19 protein-coding genes and 2 pseudogenes are annotated in these 25254 nt (G+C 69.4%); 13 read left to right on the top strand and 8 right to left on the bottom strand.

Annotation, left to right across the window (positions count from 1 at the left end):
- Positions 1-12: 12 nt before the first annotated feature.
- Positions 13-1518: a GAF domain-containing protein gene (locus OG844_RS34265; protein WP_406395615.1), complete on the top strand. Its 1506-nt coding sequence runs from the start codon at positions 13-15 to the stop codon at positions 1516-1518.
- Here OG844_RS34265 and OG844_RS34260 read toward each other — a convergent pair.
- A complete protein-coding gene (locus OG844_RS34260; protein ID WP_329211339.1) occupies positions 1496-1927 on the bottom strand; it encodes an Lrp/AsnC family transcriptional regulator in 432 nt (143 codons plus the stop codon). The genes OG844_RS34265 and OG844_RS34260 overlap by 23 nt on opposite strands.
- Positions 1928-2087: 160 nt before the next feature.
- On the opposite strand from OG844_RS34260, the gene OG844_RS34255 reads away from it, so the two are divergent.
- From OG844_RS34255 to OG844_RS34245, 3 genes are all read left to right on the top strand, one after another.
- Entirely contained in the window at positions 2088-3299 is a 1212-nt protein-coding gene (locus OG844_RS34255; protein ID WP_406395614.1) for a nitrate/nitrite transporter, read from the top strand.
- A 117-nt stretch (positions 3300-3416) separates the two neighbouring features.
- Positions 3417-4874 carry an acyl-CoA synthetase gene (locus OG844_RS34250; protein WP_406395612.1) on the top strand — a complete coding sequence of 486 codons (1458 nt, stop codon included), beginning with the start codon at positions 3417-3419 and terminating at the stop codon, positions 4872-4874.
- A gap of 19 nt (positions 4875-4893) precedes the next feature.
- Entirely contained in the window at positions 4894-6243 is a 1350-nt protein-coding gene (locus tag OG844_RS34245) for a carboxyl transferase domain-containing protein (RefSeq protein ID WP_406396356.1), read from the top strand.
- 30 nt (positions 6244-6273) lie between these two features.
- Here the strand turns inward: OG844_RS34245 and OG844_RS34240 are convergent, their stop codons facing one another.
- Positions 6274-7542: an MFS transporter gene (locus OG844_RS34240; protein WP_406395611.1), complete on the bottom strand. Its 1269-nt coding sequence runs from the start codon at positions 7540-7542 to the stop codon at positions 6274-6276.
- 163 nt (positions 7543-7705) lie between these two features.
- Here OG844_RS34240 and OG844_RS34235 point away from each other — a divergent pair, with 163 nt between their 5' ends.
- Positions 7706-8074, top strand: a complete 369-nt coding sequence (locus OG844_RS34235) for a cupin domain-containing protein (protein WP_406395609.1) — start codon at positions 7706-7708, stop codon at positions 8072-8074.
- 74 nt (positions 8075-8148) lie between these two features.
- Here the strand turns inward: OG844_RS34235 and OG844_RS34230 are convergent, their stop codons facing one another.
- A complete protein-coding gene (locus OG844_RS34230) occupies positions 8149-9372 on the bottom strand; it encodes a saccharopine dehydrogenase family protein (RefSeq protein WP_406395608.1) in 1224 nt (407 codons plus the stop codon).
- A gap of 128 nt (positions 9373-9500) precedes the next feature.
- Here OG844_RS34230 and OG844_RS34225 point away from each other — a divergent pair, with 128 nt between their 5' ends.
- From OG844_RS34225 to OG844_RS34205, 5 genes are all read left to right on the top strand, one after another.
- Positions 9501-10244, top strand: coding sequence for a TetR/AcrR family transcriptional regulator (locus OG844_RS34225; protein WP_406395607.1), 744 nt, complete (start codon positions 9501-9503; stop codon positions 10242-10244).
- 680 nt (positions 10245-10924) lie between these two features.
- Positions 10925-11668 carry an NUDIX hydrolase gene (locus OG844_RS34220; protein ID WP_406395606.1) on the top strand — a complete coding sequence of 248 codons (744 nt, stop codon included), beginning with the start codon at positions 10925-10927 and terminating at the stop codon, positions 11666-11668.
- Complete coding sequence (locus tag OG844_RS34215; protein ID WP_406395604.1) at positions 11669-12832, top strand: purine phosphorylase; 1164 nt, start codon at positions 11669-11671, stop codon at positions 12830-12832.
- Positions 12829-14811 (top strand): hypothetical protein, encoded by a 1983-nt coding sequence (locus tag OG844_RS34210; RefSeq protein ID WP_406395602.1) that lies wholly within the window; start codon positions 12829-12831, stop codon positions 14809-14811. The genes OG844_RS34215 and OG844_RS34210 overlap by 4 nt, the downstream gene beginning before the upstream one ends.
- A gap of 95 nt (positions 14812-14906) precedes the next feature.
- Positions 14907-15440, top strand: coding sequence for a hypothetical protein (locus OG844_RS34205; protein WP_406395600.1), 534 nt, complete (start codon positions 14907-14909; stop codon positions 15438-15440).
- Between the two features lie 133 nt (positions 15441-15573).
- Here the strand turns inward: OG844_RS34205 and OG844_RS34200 are convergent.
- A pseudogene (locus OG844_RS34200) lies at positions 15574-15693 on the bottom strand (hypothetical protein); the annotation flags it as partial.
- Between the two features lie 579 nt (positions 15694-16272).
- Here OG844_RS34200 and OG844_RS34195 point away from each other — a divergent pair.
- Positions 16273-16605, top strand: a complete 333-nt coding sequence (locus tag OG844_RS34195; protein ID WP_406395599.1) for a beta/gamma crystallin domain-containing protein — start codon at positions 16273-16275, stop codon at positions 16603-16605.
- Between the two features lie 108 nt (positions 16606-16713).
- On the opposite strand, the pseudogene OG844_RS34190 reads toward OG844_RS34195, so the two are convergent.
- Positions 16714-17210 (bottom strand): annotated as a pseudogene (locus OG844_RS34190) (transposase family protein); the annotation flags it as partial.
- 82 nt (positions 17211-17292) lie between these two features.
- Positions 17293-17763 (bottom strand): MarR family winged helix-turn-helix transcriptional regulator, encoded by a 471-nt coding sequence (locus OG844_RS34185; RefSeq protein ID WP_406395598.1) that lies wholly within the window; start codon positions 17761-17763, stop codon positions 17293-17295.
- Between the two features lie 133 nt (positions 17764-17896).
- Between OG844_RS34185 and OG844_RS34180 the strand changes: the two genes are divergently transcribed.
- Positions 17897-19126 (top strand): amidohydrolase family protein, encoded by a 1230-nt coding sequence (locus OG844_RS34180; RefSeq protein ID WP_406395596.1) that lies wholly within the window; start codon positions 17897-17899, stop codon positions 19124-19126.
- 649 nt (positions 19127-19775) lie between these two features.
- Here OG844_RS34180 and OG844_RS34175 read toward each other — a convergent pair.
- Entirely contained in the window at positions 19776-20249 is a 474-nt protein-coding gene (locus tag OG844_RS34175; RefSeq protein ID WP_406395594.1) for a Dps family protein, read from the bottom strand.
- Positions 20250-20366: 117 nt separating this feature from the next.
- Positions 20367-22631 carry a Dyp-type peroxidase gene (locus tag OG844_RS34170; RefSeq protein ID WP_406395593.1) on the bottom strand — a complete coding sequence of 755 codons (2265 nt, stop codon included), beginning with the start codon at positions 22629-22631 and terminating at the stop codon, positions 20367-20369.
- A 343-nt stretch (positions 22632-22974) separates the two neighbouring features.
- On the opposite strand from OG844_RS34170, the gene OG844_RS34165 reads away from it, so the two are divergent.
- Entirely contained in the window at positions 22975-24960 is a 1986-nt protein-coding gene (locus tag OG844_RS34165) for a galactose oxidase-like domain-containing protein (RefSeq protein WP_406395592.1), read from the top strand.
- Positions 24961-25254: the final 294 nt, after the last annotated feature.

Below are 25254 nucleotides of genomic sequence, written 5' to 3'. Positions count from 1 at the left end.
ACGGGGTTCCCTGTGGCCGAGGCAGAACTCGAACTGCGCACCACGCTCCAGCACATCGTGGACACCGCCGCGGCACTGACCGGGGCACGGTACGGCGCCCTGAGCATCCTCGAACCCGAACACCGCCGGGTCACCGACCTGTTCACCACCGGGCTGACCGACGCCGAGCGCCTCAGGATCGGCCGTCTTCCGGACGGTCACACGGGAATCCTGGGTGTACTCGTCGACGATCCGCAGCCACTGCGCCTGGACGATCTGACGGCCGATCCGCGCTCCTCGGGCATGCCGCCCGGACACCCTCCGATGCGCTCCCTCCTCGGGGCCCCCGTCCGGGTGCACTCCGAGGTGCTCGGCAGCCTCGTCGTCACCGAGCGGGGCTCGGGGCGCTTCACCGACACGGATCTGGCGCTGCTGAGGCTGCTCGCCTCCCAGGCCGGTGCGGCGATCGGCGGTGCCCATCTGTACGAGTCGGCGCGGCAGCGGGAGCGGTGGATCGAAGGGTCCGCCGCGGTCACCCGGGCGCTGCTGACCGGCACCGCCACGGCGGACGCCCTGACGACGGTCGCCGAACGGGCCAGGATGCTGGCAGGGGCATCGGCCGGGGTGATCCTCCAGCCGACCGGGGACGGCGGAATGGAGATCGTCGTCGCCTCCACGCTCGATGATCCGGCCGGTCTCGTCGGCACGGTCATCGAGCGCGGCTCCCCCGTCCTCGTCCAGTTGCTGGGCGGTGAGGAGGTCTTCATCGAGGATTCGGCCACCGACCCGCGGATGACGACGCACGTGCGCTCCCGCTTCGGACCCAGCATGATGCTGCCGCTGCAGAGCGGCGGCCGGCTGATCGGCACACTCGCCCTCCCCCGGCGGCGCGGCGACCGCCCGTACACGGCGGTGGACCGGCTGCTGGCGTCGCAGTTCGCCTCCCAGGCGGCCCTGGCCCTGGTGATGGCGGACGCCCAGCACTACCGGGAGCAGCTCGCGGTCTACGAGGACCGTGACCGGATCGCCCGCGATCTCCACGACCTCGTCGTGCAACGGCTGTTCGCCACGGAGATGATGCTGGAGTCGACCCGCCGCAAGGACGTGTCGGGGGACAGCGGGACCGATGAGCTGCTCGGCAGGGCCGTCGACGAACTGGACTCCACCATCCAGGAGGTCAGGACGGCGATCTTCGCGCTCCAGCAGCCGCCCGCCGACGCCCCCACCACCTTCCGCGGCAAGGTGCTGCGCGAGACCGGCGGTGCGGCGGCGGTGCTGGGCTTCCAGCCGTCGGTGCACTTCGCGGGGGCGGTGGACGCGCTGGTGCCGGAAACGGTGGAGGAACCCCTGCTCACCATGCTGCGCGGGGCGCTGGCCACCGCGCACCGGCGTGCGGCGGTGTCGGCCATCGAGGTCGAGGTGGACGCGACGGCGCGGGAGCCCGACGGGCGCGCGGCGGTTCGCCTCGTGGTGGCCGACGACGGGCGTGCCGAGGACGGCACGCGGTCGCCGACCGTCATTTGGCAGGCGCCGCTCTGAGTGCGATCCGGGTGTTGGAGTGGGCGACACCCGCGTCCCGTTTGAGCCGGCGCAGCAGCGCGTCCAGGGAGCCGGGGTCGGCGGCCGTGGCCCGTACGAGGTAGTCGTGGCTGCCCGTCACGTGCACCACCTCGGTGATGCCGGGCAGCATGAGGACGGAGCGTTCGAACTCCTCGTTCGTCGTGTCGAGGCGCAGCGTCACGTCGATGAAGACGACGAGGCCCGAACGGGTGTCGGCGGCCGGGTCGACGATGACGGTGAAGCCGCGGATCACCCCGTCACGGCGCATGTGGCGTACGCGGTCGCCCGCGGCGTTGGCGCTGAGCCCGACGCGTACGCCCAGATCGCGGTACGAGATCCGGGCGTCCTCCTGGAGAATGCCGAGGATCTCTCTGTCCAGCCGGTCCATACCAGCGATTGTCGCAGCCCCGGCCCGGAAGCGGTGGGCGAGCGATGCCCGGCGGGGGCCCGGGAGCGCCGTTGTGCCAAGGGGCGCCTACGGGGAGATGCCTTCCCCGTATGGAGCAGTCCGACGGGCCCCGCCCTCCGGTGAGCACTTGACTTGACGTGTGGATACAGCTGCCGAGCAGGCCCCCGCCCCGGACCGCGAACAGTCGGCGGCCGCGTACCGCAACCTGATCGTGGCCACTGTCGGCTTCACCCTGACCTTCTGGGCGTGGAACCTGATCGCCCCGATGTCCGGGGACTACAAGGAACGACTCGGGCTCGACTCGTTCCAGCAGTCGCTCCTCGTCGCGGTGCCGGTGCTCGTCGGTTCGCTGGGCCGGATCCCGGTGGGCGCGCTGACCGACAAGTTCGGCGCCCGGCTGATGTTCCCCGTGGTGTCGGCGCTGACGATCGTCCCCGTCCTCCTGCTGATCCCGGCGAAGGACTCCTACGGGGCGATGCTCGCCGTCGGCTTCCTGCTCGGTCTGGGCGGTACGACGTTCGCGATCGGCATCCCGCTGGTCAACTCGTGGTTCCCGCCCGCGAAGCGGGGTCTCGCCCTGGGTGTGTTCGGGATGGGCATGGGCGGCGTCGCCCTGTCCGGCTACTTCACCCCGCGCATCGCGAAGCACGGTGACGACCTGCCGTTCCTGATCGTCGCCGGGGCGCTCGTGGTGTACTCGCTGCTCGCCGCGGTCCTGATCACGGACCGCCCGGGCCGGCAGGTGCCGACCGACTCGCTCGGGCACCGGCTGGGGCAGGCGGGCCGGCTGCGGGTCACCTGGGAGCTGTCCGCCCTGTACGCGATCGGCTTCGGCGGCATCGTCGCGTTCGGCGTCTACCTGCCGACGTACCTGAAGACCTGGTACGAGATGTCGCCGACCGAGGCCGGCACCAAGGCGGCCGGGTTCGCCCTGGTCACGGTGATCTTCCGGCCGGCGGGCGGCTGGCTCTCCGACCGGGTCCACCCGGCCCTGGTCACGGCGGCGGCGCTGCTGGTCGCGGCACTCATGGCGATCGTCCAGGCCTTCGACCCCGGTCTGGATCCGGTCGGCACGATCGCGCTGCTCTGCATGGCGGCGGGGCTCGGCACGGCGAGCGGCAGCGTCTTCGCGCTCGTCTCGCAGGTGACACCGCAGGCCAAGGTGGGCAGCGTGACGGGCATCGTCGGCGCGATGGGCGGTCTCGGCGGCTTCGTACCCCCACTGGTGATGGGCGCGATCTACAGCGCCAAGGACTCGTACTCGATCGGTTTCATGCTGCTGTCCGACCTGGCGCTGGCCGGCTGTGTGTACGCGTACGGACGGATGCGGACCCTGCGGCCGTCGAGCTGAGCTCACGGCGGCCTCCCCGCGCGTCCCCGCCGGGAGACCACCGTGCGACGTGCTCCGTGCACCCATCTCCAGCCCGATTCCCCTGGCGCCGGAGGCGGTTGGCCCTAGGCTCGGAACGTGATCTCTCTTCTGCCTGCGCTGCACGAGACATCCGGCCCCACGGCTTCCCGGGAAGCCGTCCGGTTCGGCGAACACGTCCTGACCTACGCACGGCTGGCCGACGCGTCCACCTCCCTCGCGGGCCGGATCGCGGGCGCGGGGCGGGTCGCCGTCTGGGCCACGTCCACCCCGGAGACGGTGGTGGCGGTGGTGGCCGCGTTGCTGGCGGGCGTGCCCGCCGTACCGCTCAACCCGAGGACGGGCGAGCGGGAACTGGCGCACATCATCGCCGACAGCGCGCCCTCGGTGGTGCTCGCCGGGGCGGGCGACGCGCTTCCGCCCGCGCTGGGCGGCCTGGAGCGGCTGGACGTCGATACCGCCGCTGCGGCCACCGACCCGCCTCCGCCCGAGCCCTCCCCCGAATCGCCCGCTCTGATCGTCTACACCTCCGGCACGACGGGCCCGCCCAAGGGCGCGGTCCTGCCCCGCAGGGCCATCGCCGCGTCGCTGGACGCGCTGGAGGACGCCTGGCGGTGGACCGCCGACGACGTCCTCGTCCACGCCCTGCCGCTGTTCCATGTGCACGGACTGATCCTGGGTGTCCTCGGCCCGCTGCGCCGGGGCGGTTCGGTGCGCCACCTCGGCCGCTTCACCACCGAAGGCGTGACCAGGGAGCTCGCCTCGGGGGGCACGATGCTGTTCGGCGTCCCCACCATGTACCACCGGCTGGCCGGGGCTCTGGGCGATCCCGCAGGCTCCGGGGGCCTGACGAAGGCTCTCGCGGGCGCCCGTCTGCTGGTTTCGGGCTCGGCGGCTCTCCCGGTCCACGACCACGAGCGGATCGCCGCCGCCACCGGCCGCCGGGTGATCGAGCGGTACGGAATGACGGAGACCCTGATGAACACGGGGGTGCGGGCCGACGGAGAGCCACGCCCGGGGACGGTCGGGCCGCCGCTGTCCGGCGTGGACCTCAGGCTCGTCGAGGAGGACGGCACCGTGCTCGACGACACCGTCTCGATCGGCGAGATCCAGGTACGCGGACCGAACCTCTTCACCGGCTATCTGAACCGGCCCGAGGCGACGGCCGGCGCATTCACCGAGGACGGCTGGTTCCGTACGGGTGACATGGCCACGATCGACGCCGACGGCTATGTGCGGATCGTCGGGCGCAAGGCCACCGACCTGATCAAGAGCGGCGGCTACAAGATCGGCGCGGGCGAGATCGAGAACGCCCTGCTGGACCATCCAGGTGTGCGCGAGGCGGCCGTCACCGGTGAGCCCGACGACGACCTCGGCGAGCGGATCGTCGCCTGGGTCGTGCCGGCCGACCCGGAGTCACCGCCCGGCGAGAGGGAGCTGGCCGATCATGTGGCGGGCCTGCTCGCCCCGCACAAGCGCCCGCGCGTCGTCCGCTTTCTGGATGTCCTGCCCCGCAACGAGCTGGGCAAGATCATGAAGAGGTCGCTCGGTGCCTAGCGCCCAGGGCTGCGGCCGCATGTCGGCGCGGGAAGCCATCGCCGCCGTCACCGCGAGCTTCACCGAGCACCACCTGCCGATGGACCAGGCTCCTTCGGACGGCCCGCTCGGCTGGACCGGTTACGCGGACTCCAGGTCCCGCGCCACGGACCGCACGGGCGAGGAGGAATCGGTGCTCCACGGGGTGGCCGTCGTCGACGGCCTCTCCTGTGTCCTGGTCTCCTTCGAATTCGGTTTCCTGGGTGGCTCCTTGGGCGCACGCACCGGTGACCGGCTGGAGGCCGCGTACGCACTGGCCGGTGAACAGCGGCTGCCCCTCGTCTCACTCGTCGCGACCGGCGGCAGCCGGATGCAGGAGGGCATGATCGCCCTGGTCCAGCTCCAGCGGGTGGCCGCCGCCTCGGCACTGCTGCGGGCGGCGGGACTGCCGCAGATCGCGGTCCTGCGCGATCCGACGACCGGGGGCGGCTGGGCGACGGTGGGTGCGGGCGCCGATGTGGTGCTGGCGCTGCCCGGCGCACAGATCGGTTTCGCCGGGTCCCGGGTACGGCCTCCCGACGCCGATCCGTACGCGTACAGCGCCGAGGGGCAGCTGGCAGCGGGCCAGATCGACGCGATCGTGCCCGCCGGGGAACTGCCACGGACCCTGAGCCGCTGGCTGCGGGCCCTGACGGTCCCCGGTCCGGCGCAGGCGGCTCCGGTACCGGCCGCGCTCTCGGCCACGGGGCTGCCGGAGACCGGCTGGGACGCGGTGGAGCAGGCCCGCTCGGCGGCGCGGCCGCGGGCCGTGGCGTACCTGGACGCGTACTTCGACCACCGGCTGCCGCTGAACGGCGACCGCTGCGGCGGTACGGATCCGGGGCTGCTCAGTGGCGTGGGACTCCACGGCGGGCAACCGGTGGCGTATGTCGCCCAGTGCGGCACCGCGACCCGTCCGGCCGGCTACCGCACGGCGGCGCGGGTGATCCGGCTCGCGGACCGGCTCGGCCTTCCCGTGCTGACCCTGATCGACACCCCTGGCGCGGCCAACGACGCGGAGGCGGAACGGGCAGGCGCGGGCGCGGCCATCGCCGACACGTTCGCGGCTGTCGCCTCCGCCCGGGTCCCGGTGACGACTCTGGTGATCGGCGAGGGCGGCTCGGGCGGTGCGCTCGCGCTGGCGGCGCCGGACAACACCCATCTCACCGCGGACAGCTACTTCTCGGTGATCGCACCGGAGTTGGCGGCGGCGATCCTGAAGCGCGGTCCGGACCAGGTACGTCCCACCGCCGATCAGCTCCGGCTGCGCCCGCAGGATCTGGTGGAGCTGGGCATCGCCCGTTCGGTCGTGGGCCCGGTGGGGAAGGCGGGGAACGGACGACCGTCGTGAGGTGGCGGACGCCGACGACGGCGGAGGGTTCTAGGGCTGCGGGTCCCGGGCGTCGTACCTCGCGAAGGCGCGCCACCGCAGCCCCAGCAGGCAGACCACCAGCACGCACGCGATCCCGCCCCCGGTCACCGCCAGGGCCGGTGAGGTCAGGTCGGCGACGGAGCCTGCCATCAGGTCGCCGAGTCGCGGGCCGCCCGCCACGACCACGATGAACACGCCCTGCAGCCGTCCGCGCATCTCGTCCGGCACCGCCGCCTGGAGCATGGTGTTGCGGAAGACCATCGAGATGGAGTCCGCGCACCCGGCGAGCGCCAGGAGGATCAGCCCGAGCCACAGCTGCCGGGTCAGCCCGAACACGGCGATGGCGGTGCCCCAGCAGCTCACGGAGACGAGCACCGCCAGCCCGTGCCGGCGGATCTGCCCGAGCCACCCGGAGAACACACTCCCCAGGAGCGCCCCCAGCGCCGGGGCGGCGACGAGCAGGCCGGTGGTCTTCGCGTCGCCGCCGAACCAGACCACGGCGACCACCGGGAACAGGGCGCGCGGTTGGGCGAGCACCATGGCGCTCAGGTCGGTGAAGAAGGTCATCCGCAGATTGGGCCGGGTACCGAGGAAGCGGAGCCCGTCCACGACGGACGCCCGCTTGGCACCCTCGTCGCCTTCCGCCCGGTCCGGAAACATCGAGGGCAGGCGCCACATCGCGTACAGCGAGGCCGTGAACGTGACCGCGTCGACGGTGTACGCGGCGCGGTACCCCCACCAGCCGACGATGAGGCCGCCGAGCATCGGCCCGACCAGGCCGCCCGTGGTGGAGGTCATGGCGTTGAGGGCGTTGGCGGAGGGCAACTGCTCGGCCGGCAGCAGTCGGGCGATCATGGAGCTGCGGGCCGGGGAGTTGAGCGCGAAGCACACGGACTGGAGGGCGACCACCGCGTAGAGCAGCCCTACGTGTTCCACTCCGGCAAAGGTCACGGCGGCCAGTCCGACGGAGAGCACGAACGACCCGGCCGCGCTGGAGAGGCCCAGCTTGCGCCGGTCGACGGTGTCCGCAACGGCCCCGCTGTACAGCCCGAGGAGCACCAGCGGGACGAGTGAGCAGAGGCCGATGAGTCCGACGGAGAACGCGGACCCGGTGATGTCGTAGACCTGGAGCGAGACAGCCAGCGCCGTCATGCCCTGCCCGATCCAGGAGACGGTGTTCCCGAACCACAGCCGCCGGTAGTCCGGCGAGCTCCGCAGGGGGGTCAGGTCGGCGAGTATGCGTGTGCGGGGTACAGGTTGTTCGGCCGTTTCGGTCACAGGGGATGGTAGCGACCGCCCCGTTTCGGCGTGTCCCGGGCGGGCTCCTGGCCGGCCGGAGCGCGGTGCGGGCCACGAGCGCGACGAAGTGTCCGGACGCCCCACGGAAAGCGCCACACCTTGTCACTCCCGGAGCACCGTGCGCCCCGGCTAGCGTCGCCGGATGACTCACAGCCTTGTCGTCCACGTGCCCGACACCGAGCTCGAACCCGAGCCGCTCTCCCCCGCGCAGATACTCTCCGGCACACCGGAGGTGACCGGCAAGGTCGTCTGGGAGTCCGCGGACGGCCGCCGGCTGCGGGGCGTCTGGCAGATCACGCCGGGGATCGTCACCGACACCGAGGAGGACGAGATGTTCGTCGTACTCAGCGGCTCGGCCACCATCGAGGTGGAGGGCGGGCGGACACTGACGGTCGGCCCGGGAGACCTCGCCGTGCTGCACAAGGGCGACCGCACGACCTGGACGGTGCACGAGACGCTGCGCAAGGCGTACGCGATCGATCTCGGGGAGGAACTGGCCACGTCGTCCTGAGGGCTGCCGTGAACAGGGCCTCCGCCGCGGTGCCGTCGGCCGGGCGAGGCCCTCGCCCGGCCGGCCTCTGTCGGTCAGCCCTCCTCGCGCAGGCCCCACGGCGAGCCGTACTCGGTGAGCAGGTCGAGGAACGGCCGGGGCGGCAAGGCTTCGGGGCCGAGGATGCCGCTGCCCGACCAGGCTCCGCTCGCGACGAGTTCGAGGGCGACGACGGGGTTGACGGCCGTCTGCCACACCACGGCCTGGGATCCGTACTCGCGCATCGACCACTGGTTGTCGACGACGTGGTAGAGGTAGACCTCGCGCGGCGAACCGTCCCTGGTGCCCTTGACCCAGGTGCCCGCGCAGGTCTTGCCGGTCATGCGGTCGCCCAGGGTGGCCGGGTCGGGGAGGCAGGCCGCGACCACGTCACGCGGGGAGACCTCCACGGGCCCGGTGGCAGAGGGGACGGTGACCTTCTCGGTGGAGTCCAGGCCCAGCTCGTGCAGGGTCTTCAGCTTGGCGATGAAGTCGTCGCCGAGACCGTACTTGAACGTGACCCGGCGGGCGTCGATCCAGCGCGGGATGAGCAGGACCTCCTCGTGCTCGACGTTGACGCACTCCACCGGGCCGATGCCCTCGGGGAAGTCGAACACCTCCGGTTCGCTGAACGGCGCGGTGGTGAACCAGCCGCGGTCCTTCTCGTAGACCACCGGGGGATTGAGGCACTCCTCGATGGTCGTCCAGATGCTGAAGGACGGGGCGAAGTCGTAGCCCTCGACCGTCAGGTCGGCTCCGTCGCGGACGCCGATCTCCTCGATCTCGTCGAAGAGTTCGTCGGCCGCGTAGCGGGCGAAGACGTCCGAGAGACCCGGCTCCACGCCCATGCCGACGAGGGCCAGCCGTCCGGAACGCTCCCAGGAGTCGGCCTGTTCGAACTGCGCGTCGCCGAGCTTCACACCGCACCGCTCGTGCGGATGGGTCGCGTGCGGCGCCGACAGGGACATCGCCATGTCGAGATAGTGCGTGCCCGCCGCGCGCGCCGCGTTGAACAGCGGCATCACGAACCTCGGATCGGTCGCGTTGAGCAGGGCGTCGCACTTCTCCTCGGCGAGCACCTGGCGTACCGCGTCCTCGTCGGAGGCGTCCAGGCGCCTCGCGCTGAACCGGCCGCCATGCTCCCGGAGCGCGCCGACGGCCGCCTCCGCACGTGCGAGGTCGTAGTCCGCGACGACCATGTGGGTCAGGAAGTCGCGGCGGGCCGCGATCCGGGTGACGGCCGTGCCCACGCCGCCCGCTCCCACGAGAAGAACTCGCATCTCTCACACCTTTCGGTTGCCGGGAACGGATGTCTCCCGCGCTGGGCACGATGCAACGGGACAGCCGGGGGTAAGGTCAACGGCGTTGGCATAAGGGTCCCGAGGTACGACGGGCAGGGAGGGTCGACGTGGCGAAGCACGTGGTGCCGGAGGCGGAACGACGCAGGCGCAGGCCGACGCGGCAGGGCACGGTCCTGTCCGAGAAGGTCATCGTGCAGACCGCGCTGCGGATGCTGCGCGAACACGGAAGCACCGGACTGACGGCACGCAGGCTGGGCACGGCGTTGGGCGCCGACCCCAGCACCCTCTACCGGTACTTCGCCGGGCTGGACGATCTGACCAGAGCCATCGGCGAGGAACTGATGGGACAGGCGCTGGACACCTGGACGGCCACCGGGGAGTGGCAGTCCGACCTGCGGTCCCTCGGCCGGGCCATCCACGCCTCCTATCTCGCCCACCCCCAGGCCGCCGTGCTCACCGCCAGCCGCGTCACCGGCCGTCCGCGGGAGATCGCCGTGGACGAGACGATCCTCGGGATCCTGCGCGACGCGGGCTTCCCGGACGCGGACGCGGTCGTCGTCTACCACGCGTTCATCGACCTGAGTCTGGCGTTCGCCGCCCTGGACGCCGGGTCACTGGCGCTGACGGACGAGGCCCGCGCGGCGGACGAGGAGATGTGGGATTCCACTTACGCCGAACTGTCCGCCGACACCCACCCGCACATCGCCGCCACCGCGCGCCTCCTGGCCGGGCGGATGACACAGAGCGCCTACCCCGTGGTCCTCGAGACGCTGCTGAACGGCGCGGCCGGGCAGCTCACGCGGACCCGCGACCGGGGGAACCCCCGCGCCGAGGACGAACCGCGGCACTGACGGAGTGGGAGCGCGGTCCGTCGCCACACAACCGGACCGCGCGGCGTCCACCTGCCGCAAATGCCCCCGAAAAGCGCGTTTCCCTTGTACCGCACGCTCGGACTCGCTGTCGATCGGCTCACCACCCTGCTGTAGGTCGCCGGTGGACAGACCGGTCCCGTCCGGATGAACGAAGACATTCGAGCTGCGTCGCTCCCGAAGCCTCCACCTCCGCTCAGTGAGGCACGAGACGGAATCCCTACCCATCGAAGAACTGACGAAGGCCACTCACTCCCGGTTCCGGGCAACCACCGGCATGGCCCCGGCCTCCACACTCCACCACCGCTGACCCTCGCAACTGCCCGAGCCGTCCCCGTCGACCACCGCTCCCGCTGCGCCCAGCTGGGCACCCTGACATGCGCCGTCGCCTGGCGGCGGGCGAGGACATTGCCTGGTTCCGCCTCGCCGACCTGGACACACCCCCGTCCGTCCGACCGTTGGCCTCCACGCCCCCCTGGAACGCAAGCGCCCGTTACCGAGCCGCTTCGAGACACCACCGAACCAGCAGGCCACGATCGGCCCACGCCTGGCTGCTGGGCGGACGACGAATTGACCGCTCGGAACGCCTCCGCCCTACAGCGCCGCGGCCCCCGCGTCGCCATTCTTGTCAAAATGACAGGAACCGAAGTACCGTGCGTAGTATGCAAGTTGACGTGTGGTCACCCACGCCCGTGCTGCTGACGGTCGATCTCGTGATCCTGACACTGCGCGAGGGGCGACTGTGTGTCCTGCTCGTGGAGCGGGGGGAAGATCCTTTTCGGGGCGTGCTTGCCCTGCCTGGCGGATTCCTCAGTCACGCTGATGAGGAGGTTCTGGATGCCGCCCACCGCGAGTTGAGTGAGGAAACCGCTCTGGTCGCCGGGTGGATGCATCTTGAACAGTTGGCCACTTACGGAAACGCAGGACGTGATCCACGGGGACGAGTCGTTTCCGTGGCCCACTTGGCGATCGCTCCGGGACTCCCCGAACCGGTCGCGGGAACGGACGCCACGGATGCTGCGTGGGTTCCCGCGGAAGCCGTCCTGTCCGGTGAGCTGGAACTGGCCTTCGATCACTGCCGGATCGTAAGGGACGGAATCGAACGCGCGCGTACCAAGCTCGAATTCTCGGCGCTGGCCACGGCATTCTGTGAAGAACTTTTCACCATAGCCGAGTTGCAGCAGGTGTACGAGGCGGTTTGGGGTACCGAACTCGACACCCGTAATTTCTACCGGAAAGTCCAGGCCGTAAAGGGATTCATCACCCCCGCCGGGTCGGGGCGCAGAACCACGGGAGGACGGCCTGCGCGGCTGTACCGGGCCGGGCCGAAGACGGTGTTGTTCCCACCACTGATCCGACCTGTGCCGTCCACGACGGAAGAAGACACGAAGGAGGAAGGGAAATAGATGCCGAAAGACCTGGTGGTGATTCTCACCGCCTTGAATCTCGAGTACCAGGCCGTGCGCCGGAAACTGGCCGGTCCACAGGTACACCGCCATGAGCGTGGGACGCGGTTCGAGGTGGGAACCGTGCAGGGCACTTCATATCGTGTCGCACTCGGACTGACGAACAAAGGGAATCATTCCGCCGCGGTGATCGCCGAGCGCGCGATACAGGAGTTTTCGCCGGTGGCCGTGTTGTTCGTCGGCGTCGCCGGTGCCCTGTGGGACACCGCCAGGCTGGGCGACGTGGTGATGGCGACGCACGTATACGCCTACCACGGCGGGACCAGCGAGGACGACGGCCTCAAGGCCCGTCCCCGGGTGTGGGAGACGGAGCACGGTATCAGCCAGCTCGGCTCGCATCTGGCCCGTATGAACGACTGGGCGGACGACACGCCCGGTCATGGGCGCGCGCCACAGGTACGCTTCGGCGCCATCGCCGCCGGCGAGGTCGTGCAGAACTCGAAGATCTCGGCCGAGGCGCGGTGGATCCGGCAGCACTACAACGACGCGCTCGCGATCGAGATGGAGGCCGCCGGCGTGGCGCAGGCTGGTCATCTCAACGGGGCACCGGTGGCCATCATCCGGGGAATCAGCGACCGGGCGGACGGTACGAAGAGCAGCGCGAAGGACCGTAACCGGCAACCACGGGCCGCGGCCAACGCGGCGGCATTCGCCACACGGCTGGCCGTGGAACTGATGGGAGAACAGGAGCAGATCGCGATGTCCCAGGCAGACAGGGCCCATACGGCCGACAGACTCGAAGAGCACGTCAGCAACACCGCCCATAACAGCATCGTCGGCATCATGGCCGGCTCAGTCAAGGAGAGCAGCGTCTACGTGAACGCGGATCCGAAGGTGACCAGTCCGGCGGACCTGGTCGCGGAACTTGACGGTTTCCGTGAGTACCTGGAGCGTCACCACGTCGAGGGCGCCCTCGACGACGACACCTACCAAGAGGCGCTGGCCGAGCTGGGCCTTGCCCGCCGGGCGGCAGGGGAGGACACTCCCGAACCGTCCACGAGAGCGACCATGGCACTCAAGAGGTTACGCGGTCTGATCGCAGAGGTTCCCGAGCTGGCGGCCAGGCTGGCACCACTGGTTGTTGCGGCGGGTGACGTGTCATGAACGACGGCAGCGGCGTCACGCACAATTCCGCATACGGCTCCACCGTCGGAATCCAGGCCGAGACCGTACACAACTCCAACGTCTACGTCGTCCAGCCAGATGCATCGCCTCAGGAAAAGTACAAGGTCGGTGTGCGGTTCCTGGAAGACGGCATCCCCAGCCGTGCCCGCGACATGATCAGTGACGCGATCGCCCACCGACACGACAACGCGGAGGTCCGTTTCCACTGGGTGCTTGCCATGCTCAGTGCACGCGCCTACCACGACCTCAGCACCGAAGAACTCCAGCGGCTGCACCAAGCCTCCGGGCTCGTACGGACCTACGCCGAGGGGGAGTGGAAAGACGCACTGCGCGTCGCTTTCGAACTGCTGGCGATGCTCCGCGCCGCGGACGGCGAAGCAGGACTCGTGCTGGAGCGGTTGCGGGCCCTGCCACCTCGCCAGCGTGACGCGATCCTCCACCACCTCGACCTCGTACTCACCGGAGGGCTGAAGGACAGCCTGTGGACCGAGAACCGCGAGCGGGCCGAGACAGCTCGCTTCGGCCACGACCGGGTTCAACGGGTCTGGGCGTATTTCGAACCCGACCCCATCGGGCCGCGGGCCCTGCCGCCCCGGCCGAGCACCGCTGCTGCCGCCCGGGCAACCCTTCCGGCCCGAGCCGGCCTGTTCGTCCTCGGCACGGCATTCCTCTGGATCCTGGCGCTGACCGCGGCTCCGGCTGCGGCAGTCATCGAGCTACTGCTGGGGCTCGGTGCGGGCCTGACCGCGGCTCACTTCGGCCGCCCATGGTGGTACCAGGAACATCAGCTGAAGGCCAGGAACCGTGAATCCCATTTCCCGCACCCGGGCGATCCCGCCTCTGCCGGGGACGGGTTCACCAACCGCGTCCGTCATTCGTTCGATCACTACTTCGGTACCCGCGTACCCTACGGATTCGCTCCGCACGAATGGCTCGGTCATACCGTCCACATCCGCAACAGCCTCGTCGCCGAGATCACGCTTCTCTACCGGGAGAGCCGAACCAGCGTGGACCGGGTCAACTGGCTGATCCGCCATCTCGCTGAAGACGCCCGAGACCGCCACAACAAAGGCACTCTGTTCGATCACCGCCACCAGAACCGGACGCCGGCGGTGACGAAAGCGCTGTGCGTGGTGGCCCTCATCACTCTCGGCTTCACGACTCTGGCCCTGCTCGGAACAGTGGCCTCAGGCGCCGGCGCGTCGCAGGTGCTGCTGGCCATCCTGGCCGTCGTCGGTGCGGTCTGGTCCGGACGTGCGGCTGCGTCCTCGTGGCTGGAGGTCCGGGGCGAAGAGCACCGACTGGCCGAGGAGAACCAGCAATACCAGGAGCGGCTGACCGCGCGGCAAGTCGCTTACCAGCACTGGAAGTCGTTCCTGGACACCACGCGGCCCAGTGAGCTGGAAATGGAGACCTGGCTCACCTGCGACAAGACGCTCTTCGTCGACGAAGCACTCCGCCACTACCAGCTCACCTGGCGCGACTTGATCACCCACACCATCCTGACGACGCCCGCACGCCCCTACATGCGAGGGCGTGTGAAGGGCGGACCTTGGCGGTACTCGCGCTACAGCTTCCGTCTTTTCCTGGTCACGCAGGATGGTGTTCGTGAAATCAGCACGGAATTCGACTTCACCGACGCAAAACGTGAGAACGAGCAGCGAAGCAACTACCGGTTCGACGCGTTGTCCTCCGTGCAGGTCACGGAACACACCCGTACCGGCTACGACCTGGAGCTCGTCCTCACCAACGGGCCGGCCAGGAACATACGTGTCAAAGATGCCGACACCCATCAATTGGCGCCGGACGAAAACGCCCAGGAAATCGCCGAAATCAACCTCAATGCGGCTGGTTTCATCCACACCTTCCGCCTCCTGGAAGGAATCGCGGCGGACGGAAAGGGTTGGATCGAACGAAACAACCCCAACAACCTGCCGTCCTTCCGCGCTGCCGACTGAGCCTTCCGGACCTTCAGGGGCGGGCAGGGGCCGGAGCCCCCGGAGCCCTGCCCGCCCACTCATCAGCCAGCCGGGACTCGAGCCTAGGAGTGGCCGTGGCCGCCACAGAAGACGTCACCGAGAGCAAACTGCTGCTGGCCGAGTACGACCGCATCAAAGAGGAGCAAAAAACCCGAATAGGATTCCGTGACAACCTGCTCTACTTCACGCTCGCCGCGTCCACGGCGGTCCTGGCGATCACCGTCCAGAGCGGACGGGCTCAACTGCTGCTCGCCGCCCCCGTGGTCTGCCTGGTCCTGGGCTGGACCTACCTGGTCAACGACGAGAAGATCTCGGCGGTCGGCTACTACATCCGCGACCAGCTGGGACCGCGGCTGGCCGAGCTCAGCGGCGCCCACGGCACAGTATTCGGCTGGGAGATCTACCACCGCGACGATGCGAGCCGCACGACGCGCAAGCGACTACAGACCGCGGTGGATCTGTTCACGTACGTGGCCTTGCCGATGATCTGCGTGACCGCGTTCTGGTGCTCTCCCGCCGTCCCGCCTCTACTCGTGATCGTCTCCCTCGCGCAGACAGTTGCCCTGGCCGTACTGGGCTGGCAATTCCTGCGCTATGCGGAGCGGTAGCGCTGCTCCGCGGCCGCACTCCGCGTTCGTTTCGCCGTCCCGACCGGCACGGCCGAGTAACGTGGCGGGTGCCCGGGAACCGGGCGTGTTCCCAGGCGCGGGCCGCGGTCTCCTGGAAGATGTCCTCCCCCTTGTGCCAGTCACCATCCAGCAGGCGCGCGGCGTACCGGACGAGCAGAGGACCGTACTGGTCGTAGATGTCTCCGACGAAGGCCTCGCAGTCACCATCGGATGCGAGGTTCCAGTCAGGCAACCCAAGTCGGAGCGGAGGCAGTGGTCCGCGTTTCCATGATCCCGTTCATGCGTGGCGCTCGATCCTGTCCCAGTGTTCCGTGGCGTGCTCAGCCGCATACGCGGCCGAACGGCTCACACACTCGCCGGAATCCCCTGGCGAGACCTTGTCGCTTTCTCGCCGTTCCGTAAGGGCCGGAGTGCTGCTCCGGCCCCCGGAAAGAGTGAGTTGGCTACGCGGGGTGCGCCTTGCGCCGTGTCGGCACTGCGGGAATCCCGTGGCCGCCGACAGCGGCCGAGGAGCCACGTTGCCCGGCAGGACGGTCCCGCCGAGCAGGGTGTTGGATCCACCCGGATGCAGTCGCCCTCACGCCGCAGGAGCACGACACCCAGCGTTCGCTGTGGCCGATCCTGCCTGTCTGAATCGGGCGCGTGAACGGCTGAGGGAGATCGCGACCGCGCCCAGAGTAGGACGCTCAAGTGGTGAACCGGAGCGCCCTTTTCCACGTTGCGCTGATGGGACGTGCATGCGTCCCTGCGATGCCGCCGTGCGCTGCGGCTCTCGGCGGCACCACACCACCATGGAAGGAACAACTCACCGGTGAAGCGCTTCATCACACGCCTCGCGGTAGTCGCGGCGGCCGGAGCTATGGCCGTCGTGCTGCCTGCCTCGTCGGCGTCCGCCATCAACCGCACCGATTGCAATGGACTGGGTCTCCTGAAGCTTCACAACGCAGGCGGCGACCTCTGCTTCGCCAACGCGGGCGTGCAGAGCGTGGCGATCTACGGCGTGGACCGGATCTGGACCGGAGACAACAAGGTCACGTTCGATTACGTGCCGAGGCTGGGCGAGCCGGCGACCAGCGGGACCGTGGACAAGTGGCATTTCGGAAACCTCTCCATCCACAAGATCACGAAGATCCGGATCTGGTAGCGTCCGTCGCCGCGAATGAGGTGACAGCGGGTCCTCATCAGCGATGACGTCGCTGCGCTGGGTCCATCGAGTCCTTTCGGCGTCGCCTCTCCAGCGCGGGGCCGTGGCGGCGATGTCCGTCGTGCGGCTCGGGCTGCGGCGGCTCCGGTGGAGAATCCGCCGGGGCTTCCGGCGGCCGACGCCTCGTTCGACAGGTGCGCGGGCCTGGGCGAGTGCCCGCTTCAGCGTCCGTACGGTCGGTGACAGTTCGCCGTTGAGCGGGTGGCGCGGCCCAGGAGTCAGCACCGGTGCAGGCGCGGTCGGCGACGATCGGAACGTCCTGGCGCTCGCGGATTCGGATGAGGCGGTGGGTGCGCGCGGCGGTCAGTTCCTGAGCGCGGCCCGGCGAGGTCTGCGAGATCCACAGAAGGCCGACCCTTCGGGATCGGTGACGATCCTCGCGTCCACGCCGTGGCGCCGGTGTTTGTGGGCGCGATAGGCGCTTCCGTCGCCCAGGCGGTCGCACTCGCTTAGGGTGCCGTCCGCCAGTACGTGGTCGTGCTCGCGCAGTGTTCGAGCAGGACCGGCGTCCGATCGGCGAGGAGCCGCACGACGGCGGTGGCATACCACGATGGGCCGCACGGAGGTGACGGTGTCCACGGCTGGACTGGTGAGGGTGCGGACTCTCCCGGGCGTGTCCGTGGCCGTTCAGGGTGTGGTGCGGGTGCCGAGTTCGGCGGCGGCGTCGGCGTAGTCGATGAGCATTCGGGCGAATTCGAGGCGTTTGGCCTGGGGCCAGTCGTGGGTGATGTGCTCGAAGGCCTGTCGGTGCTGGCTGCTGAAGCGGTCGCGCAGGGCGGTGCCTGCGGGTGTGAGGTGGAGCACGGTACGGCGGCCGTCACGCTGGGAGGCGGCGCGTACGAGAAGACCTGCGGTGATGCAGTCGCTCACCATCCGGCTGGCGACGGAGGAGTCGACGGTGAGCTGGTAGGCGACGCCGCCCACGGTCATTTCTCCGTCGGCCTCGTCGACGATGTTGATGACCTGGTTGCGGGCCATGTCCTTGCGCGTGACGGGTGGATCGACGTCCACCAGGGCGGTGCGGCGGCGCAGTCGGGCGAACGCCGCGCCGACCGCGTCCAGCAGTGCGTCGTCCTGAGTCTCGTTTCCCCTGGTCACACCTGACAGCGTAGCCCTAGATCGCTGCGAAGAACAATTGCATGCCATAATGCATGCATCTGCTTTTCGCAGGAGATTGGTGGGGCCGGCAGGACCGGTGACCGCTTCGGACGGACAACGACAGGAAACAGCCATGAGCACCACGGCCATCATCAACGCACGGGTTTTCGACGGCGACCGGACGCTGGAGGCGAGCACCGTCGTCCTCGACGCCACCGGGATCCTCGCGGTCGGCGGGCAGGCGCCCGCGGGAGCCGAGATCGTGGATGCGCAGGGCGGAACGCTGCTGCCCGGCCTGATCGACGCCCACGTCCACACCAATGCGGAGTCTCTAGCTCTGGCACTGCGGTTCGGGGTGACGACCGAGCTGGAGATGCAGGGGACGAACACCGCCGACAACCGTGCGCACATCACCGGTAACGATGCCCTGGCGGACGTGCGCTCCTCCGGATTCGGCATCACCCCGCCCGGCGGCCACCCCAGCGAACTGTTCCCCGAGGGTTTCCGTCCCGGCCCGCCGCCCGGTGCGGCCCGGCCGGCCGGGCCGGCGCCGCTGATGCCGTTCTCGACCACCCCCGAGCAAGCCGTCGGGTTCATTCCGCAGCTGATCGAACGCGGCTCGGACTACATCAAGTTCATGGTCGACGACGGCTCGGTCGAAGGCCACCCCGGCCTGCCGATGCTCGACCGGGCAACCCTGGACGCGGGCGTCGCCGAGGCCAAGCGGCTCGGCATGCTCACCGTCGCCCACACACTGACGATCGACGCGACCCGCATGGCGATCGAGGCCGGCATCGACGGCCTGGTCCACCTGTTCATGGACGGCCCGCACACCGACGAGATCATCACGCTGATCCGGGACTCGGGAGCCTTCGTCGTGCCCTGCGTCGTTCTGGACGCCTCGATGATGGGCATCAGCGGTGACGAGCTGGCCGATGACCCGCGGGTGGCGTCCCGGCTGGACAAGGCCTGGACGAAGACACTGCGCAGCAGCTTCAACCACTACCCGCAGGGGAACATCACCGACGTGCTGGCATCCGTGCGCGCGCTGCACGACGCCGGGGTCGACATCCTGGCCGGGACCGATGTGTCCATGGCGCTGCCGTTCCTCGGCGGACTCGCCCACGGCGCCAGTGTCCACCACGAGCTGCAGTACCTCGTACGGGCCGGCCTCACCCCGGTACAGGCCCTGCGCGCGGCCACCTCCACCACCGCCCGGCGCTTCGCCCTGACCGACCGCGGCCGCATCGCCGAAGGCCTGCGCGCCGACCTGCTCCTCGTCGACGGCGACCCCACCACCACCATCAGCGACACCCTCAACACCCGGGCCGTATGGCGCCGCGGCACCCGGCTCGAAAGCTGACCGCCGACTGCCGCCCACCACCCCATGCCGCCGGCGCAGATCCACCGACTGGGCCGCCCTGCACAAGGCAGAGCCCGCCGGGGACCGCCGCAGCGAGCGGGCCGGTCCCCGGCGGGCATGTTCGGCGCGTCTTGTCCCGTGTCCCCAGTTAAGGCGATTGCGTGTCCGGCACCCGTATCGACGTGCACACCCACTACTTCGGCAGCAGTGTCGCCGCGCTGCCGACCCGCCCCGGTGCCCGTTTTCGTGGCCCCGCACTGGGGCTGCCGACCTCCGGGCTCGGCATGACTTCCCCCCTTGTCAACCATGATCCGAGAGGGTGTGTCACCGAGCCCGGCGGCACTGACCGACCGCCCATTAGGGGCAGGACCACCGGCTCTTCGCAGGTCGGGAGGCTCTTCATCATGTGCATGTGGCGATCGGCGCCGTGGACAAGGCCGGGCGGAAGCACGGCTGCAGGATGCACGTGATCGACACCGGCGACATCGACATCATCTCGGCCTGGACGTCGGCAAGGGCGAACACCACTGTGGCCTCGCACCGATGCCGCGAACCAGACCTGGAGCCGCCGACGCTCCTGTCCGCGAGGCGATCTCCGCCCGCACCAGGAGCGCAGGGCGGAGATCGCCTCGCAGGAACCGGGGACTGATCAGACCCGGTTCTCCGCCTGGAACATCCAGCTCTGCTGCTCCAGATCAGCCGTCAGCCCGATGAGGAGGTCCTCGGTGACCACGTCCACCGGGCCGATCTCGACGATGCGCTCACGCAGTCTTTCGGTCACTGCGGAGAGCGCGTGCACCAAAGCCTCCACGGCGTCGCTGTCCTTGGTCCAGCCTGGCGGAAAGGCGGGCACGCCGCTGGTTCCCGCTATGGTCCCGGCCCGTCCGTCCGGGCTGACGCCCAGGGCGGCCGCGCGCTCGGCCACCGTGTCGGCGTGGTTCCGGGCGACAGTGGCGGCCTCGTCGAGCTGGACGTGAACCGAGCGGAATCGCGGGCCGTACACATTCCAGTGGGCCTGCTTGGCCACCAGGGACAGATCGAGAAGGTCGGCCAGGGTCGCCTGCAGTGCCGCACCCGCGGTTTCGCGGTCGCGCTCCGGCAGAGGGTTGTTGATAACCAGCACAGGAGTGCCGTCCTTTCGTGAGAGGCGCCGACGTCCTGGTCGCGGACGCCGGCGACTGCCGTTGGCAGAAACGTGCGCAGCTCGTTTCTGTGGGGCGGTGATGAGCCCCGGGGCCGGTCAGCCCGTCAGGGACCTCCACATCGTCAGCGGCCGGTCCTCGACCGTGACCTGGTCCTCGTGGCCATGGCCGTCGCGGATCACGATGATCCGGTACTTGTCCTGGTGGAACACCCAGAACAGACTCATACCGTTGATCCGCTGCATGTCCGGTACCGCGAGGAATTCGTCGACCCGCGTGAGCCCGTCCAGCGATCGCCACAGGTCGAGGCCGCGGTCGCCGCGTTCGAGGTTGTCCCGGTGCATCCTGCCATCGGCGACCGAGATGAGGCGGTAGACCTGACGGCCCATCAAGGTGTGGAACACCCAGTACCAGCTCTTGCCGTCGACCCGCTGCATGTCGGGGACCGGCAGGAAGGCGTCCACACTCTCGATGCCGTTGAACGAGACCCAGGCAGAGAGCGAGCGGTCCGGGAGGTCGATCGCGGCGGTCCGCTCGGGCGGGAGTCCGGACTCGGCGCCGTCGGCGATCGAGATCTTCCGGTAGACCTGCCGGCCTTCGACGGTATGGAACAGCCAGAACCGGCTGCGGCCGTCGATCCGCTGCTCGTCCGGAACGGGCAGGATCGCGTCGACCTTCTCCACCCCGGCGTAACACGGCCAGGTAGTCAGCGGCCGGTCGGGGCGTTCACGAACGTCCTTGTGCTCGTCCCCGTCGGCGATGGACATAGTCCGGCAGACGGCGCCGTCGCTGCCTGTCCCGTACGCCCAGTACCAGCTCTTGCCCTCGACCCGCTGCATGTCGGGGACGGGCAGGAAGGCGTCGGTCGGCCGGACGTCGGCGGGCGGCATGTCGGTGAGCCGGCCGTCACCGAGCAGCCGCAGCAGGGTCAGCGAGGGCACGAAGGCGTAGACGGACCCCTCGGTGACGACGAACTGGCTCAGGCTCAGCTGAGTGGTCTTGCCGGGGGTCTCGTAGCTGAGCTTTCCGGCGGCGCCGACCATTGCGTCGGGGCCGGGCTTGTTGGGCCGGTTGGGCGGAAAGTCCGGGCTGTCGATCCACGCCTTCTGGATGAACTCGAACTGCTGCACAAGGTCCGACTGGTAGCAGACGAAGAGCAGGCCGCGCTTCTCGTCGGGCCCGCCGGGCCCCTCCGCGGCGGGGTCGAAGGGTGCGCCGTACGGGGCGCCGCGGCGGATGATCCGGCGGCGGTCCATCACCGGATTCTCGTCGAACGGCGGATCGCCGGGCTTCTCCTGCAGGCCGTCCCGGGGGTTGGTCTTGCGCAGGTGCGAGAAAAGCGGGGTGATGAAGCCCTCGGGGTCGTTGCGGTAGCCGAAGTCGTTGTCGTCGCCGGCCAGCGCGTTGGAGGGCCTGTCGGCGTTGGGGCACGTGGCGACAGGGGTGCCCGATCGCCAGCGGCCGACGAGGCGGGCCGCCAGCCACTCCGAGGTGGCCTCGCGTGGCACCACCTTGGCCCCCTTGAGCACCTTCAGCTGCCCGGCGACCTGGGCCCAGAAGCCCGGGACGTCCTGGCCGAGCCGCCGCACCACCTGGAAGGTGCCGTTGTCGGCCCAGTCGGGCGTCTCGTGCGGCACGCCGCCAATGCGGTCGTGGCCGACGACGAACTCGCCGGGCGGGATCAGCCGGGTGCCGTGGTGGCCCTTGACGTACTCGGGCTTGACGGGGTCCGGCTCGTCGAAGCCGATCACGCCGGGCTCGCTGACGCCGTCCTTGAAGCCGAAGTGCTCCTTGCCCCTCCGGCTGCCGGACAGTGTGGCGGCGTCCTGCTGGAACACGATCACGATCTTGGCCGCGGCGCACGCCTCGCGCTGCTGTCTGACCGTCGCCTGGAGGTCCTGGACGGTGTCGGAGGCGACGGTGAGCACGGCGTGGACGACCTGGCCCTTGCCGTTGCCGAAGAGCCACATCTCCGGCGAGCTGTCGCCCGTGTCCCCGAGCGCCCGCTTGTCCGAGCCGTGTTTGAAGGCTTCCAGGCCGCTGCCGGGCTTGACGGAGGGCAGCGGGTCCTTTCCGGTCAGCTCCCGCAGACCCTCGCAGGTGAAACCGACGTTGATCCAGGTGGCTTTCAGCGCCTTCGGGTCGTCGCCGACCGACGCCTTCCTGGCCTTGCTGAAGGCGGCGTTGAAGGTCGCCACCTGCCTCGTTGTGGAGATCTGCGGTTCCAGTCCCTTGACCCAGGTGCGCGCCCTTGCCGGGTCCTCGAACTTGAGGAACAGCAGGGTCATCTGATCCTTCTTGAAGCCGGCGATCACATCGCCCTGGATGTCGTCGCTCTCACGCAGCTTGAGACCGTCCACCATGTTCTCTCCAGAAGATCGACACCTCCACGCGCCGATGTTGCGCAGAGTAATCAATAAAGTACGCAGCACTCGCATACTCTTCCACTGCCCGACCGGCGATGAGGCCGTCCGTCACCCGTTCGCTGTCCATGACTGCACTGGTCAGCGGCGCGTGAGGTGCATTGGGGCGCTTTCGGGCGGTCGGGATCACCCGCCTGCATGTCTCAGGGCGACAGCCGGGTGACACACCGGAACACTGAACCTCGTCACTGTGTGTGAATGTATGGCAGTCCCGGCGCAGCCAGTCCCCCGACGCGTACCCCGGTCGGAACGCCGCGCCGTCCTCTCCGCAGCAAGGAGTCCCATGTCCCGCAGTAATCCACCCCTGCCAACCCGTCGACGGCTCGCCACGGCGATCTCGGTCTGCGCCGCCACCGCGATGGCCGCGTCAGTGGCCCTGGTGTCGGCAGGCCCCGTACTCGCCCACACCGGTCACGGCGAGGAGGGCGATGCCTTTCCGTACGGCCCTGCATCCCGGGCGGCAACCGCACCGGCCACCGTCGACCCGGACGAGGCGGCGACGCTCGGCAAGGAGCACGCCGAGGAGCACGCCCGTACCCGGGCGGCCTTGGCCGGCGTCGGCGAGTACCCGCAGACCACCCGTTCCGCGCGGCTCAAGGCGCTGACCGCCTCCCAGGAGAAGACCAACGCGTCCTTCGACGCCGCCGAGTTCGGCCGGTTCCGCGAGTACTTCCAGTCTCCGGACTTCGCGGCCCATATCGCGCTGCTGCCCACCGGCAAGGTCCTGTTGTTCTCCTTCGAGCGGATCGAGAGCAACCCGCAGAAGGAACCCGCCCCCACCGACACCATCGGCAAGGAGAACGCCGGCCGCGCCTGGATCTGGGACCCCACCAAGGGGACCGGCCCCAGCGCGTTCTCCGAGAAGAAGCCGCCGGTCATCAACATGCCCGACGGCAAGAACGAGCCTCGCCCGGCCCCGTTCTTCTGCGCCGGCCACTCCTACCTGCCCAACGGCATGCTCGGCGTCTTCGGCGGCAACCTCGGCGGCAACGGAGGCTCCGGCGCCAAACTGTCCCTGGTCTTCGACCCCTGGGCGGAGGATTGGTACCTGAACAAGGACATGTCCGTCGGCCGGTGGTACCCGAGCGTGGTCACCGGCGCCGACGGACGTCAGGTGATCATGTCCGGTCAGTCGGAACTCGGCTGGGGCACCCCCACCCCTGTCGTCGAGCGCTTCCCCGCCGCGAACCACCCGGTGCCCTTCGACAAGTCGGTCAAGCCGATCGGCTGGGGAATGGACACGCTCAAGACCGAAGCTCCGTTCAAGTGGGACTATCCGCAGCTGTTCTCGCTGCGCGACGGGAAGATCTACGGTCTCGGCCGCTCCACGGACCAGCAATGGCTCTTCGACACCGTCGCCGACTCCAAGACCGACCTGCCGAACCGCCCGGACATCAACAAGGACAAGCCCGGCCCGGACGGCGGGGAGTGGAGGCGCAACTACGGCTCCGCAGTCCCCCTGCCAGCCGGCTTCAGAGGCCCCGACTCGGTCCTCGTTCTCGGCGGCGACCGCAACGACCCGAACACCTACCGTCTGGCCGGCGGCAAGTGGAACACCGAGAAGCCCCGCGCCTTCGGCCGTACCCAGGACGACACCCTGCTCCTGCCGGACGGCAACCTGCTCACCGTCAACGGCGCCTTCGACATCCGCGACTACGGCAACGGACCATACAACCCCAACGCCGACCTGAAGTACCGCCAGATCGAACTCCGCGACGAGAACGGCGACTGGAAGCTCGGCCCCGCCCAGCGGCTACCACGCGGCTACCACTCCAACGGCGTGGTCCTCCCGGACGGCCGCGTCATGATCACGGGCGACGAGCTCCAGCAGCTCGCCAACGACCCCGACATCACCGACGACAACAACGGCAGCATCGAGATCTACGAACCGGCCTACCTCCACCAGGGCAGCCGCCCCTCGCTCGGCCTGATCTTCAACCCCAGCGTCGGCTACAACGAGAAAATCACGGTCAGCACCAGCACGCCCAGCGACGTCACCCGCGCCGTGCTGCTGGCCCCGACCACTGCGACCCACTCGATCAACACCAGCCAGCGTCACCTCGAACTGCGTATCAAGAGCCGCAGCGGCAACTTCCTGGAGCTTCAGGCCCCCCCGACCGCCGCTGCGGCCCCGCCCGGCCACTACATGCTCTTCCTCCTCAACGAGGAGGGCGCACCGAGCAAGGCCGGCTGGGTCCAGCTCAAGCCCCCGACGACCGCCGCCACGACCACAGGTGCCACCGCCGCCAAGGTGAAGGCCGGCGGCTGACACCCGCTGTCGTCTCCGGGACGACCCCCCAGCCTGGTCACGGGCACGGCTGGGGGCTCGCCGCGGACCGCACATCACCGGTATCGCGTACGGGCGGGTCTCGCTCGCCCTTCAGTATCTCCAAATCACTCCGGGGTTCGACGGGCAGCCCTGCCCTCTTTCCGCTCACCCCACTGCGGCCAGTCACACTCTGTAACGAAATGCCGGTGCGGTGAAGTCCCCAGCAGATGCCAAGAGCAGCCCGCCGGAAGCCTGAATATCCTGTGGCTAGGGTGCACCGGACACTCCTGCGAC

This window comes from Streptomyces sp. NBC_00887 (genome assembly GCF_045207585.1).
Note: the sequence above shows the minus strand (reverse complement) of the source record. Positions and strands in the feature narration are given on the sequence as shown.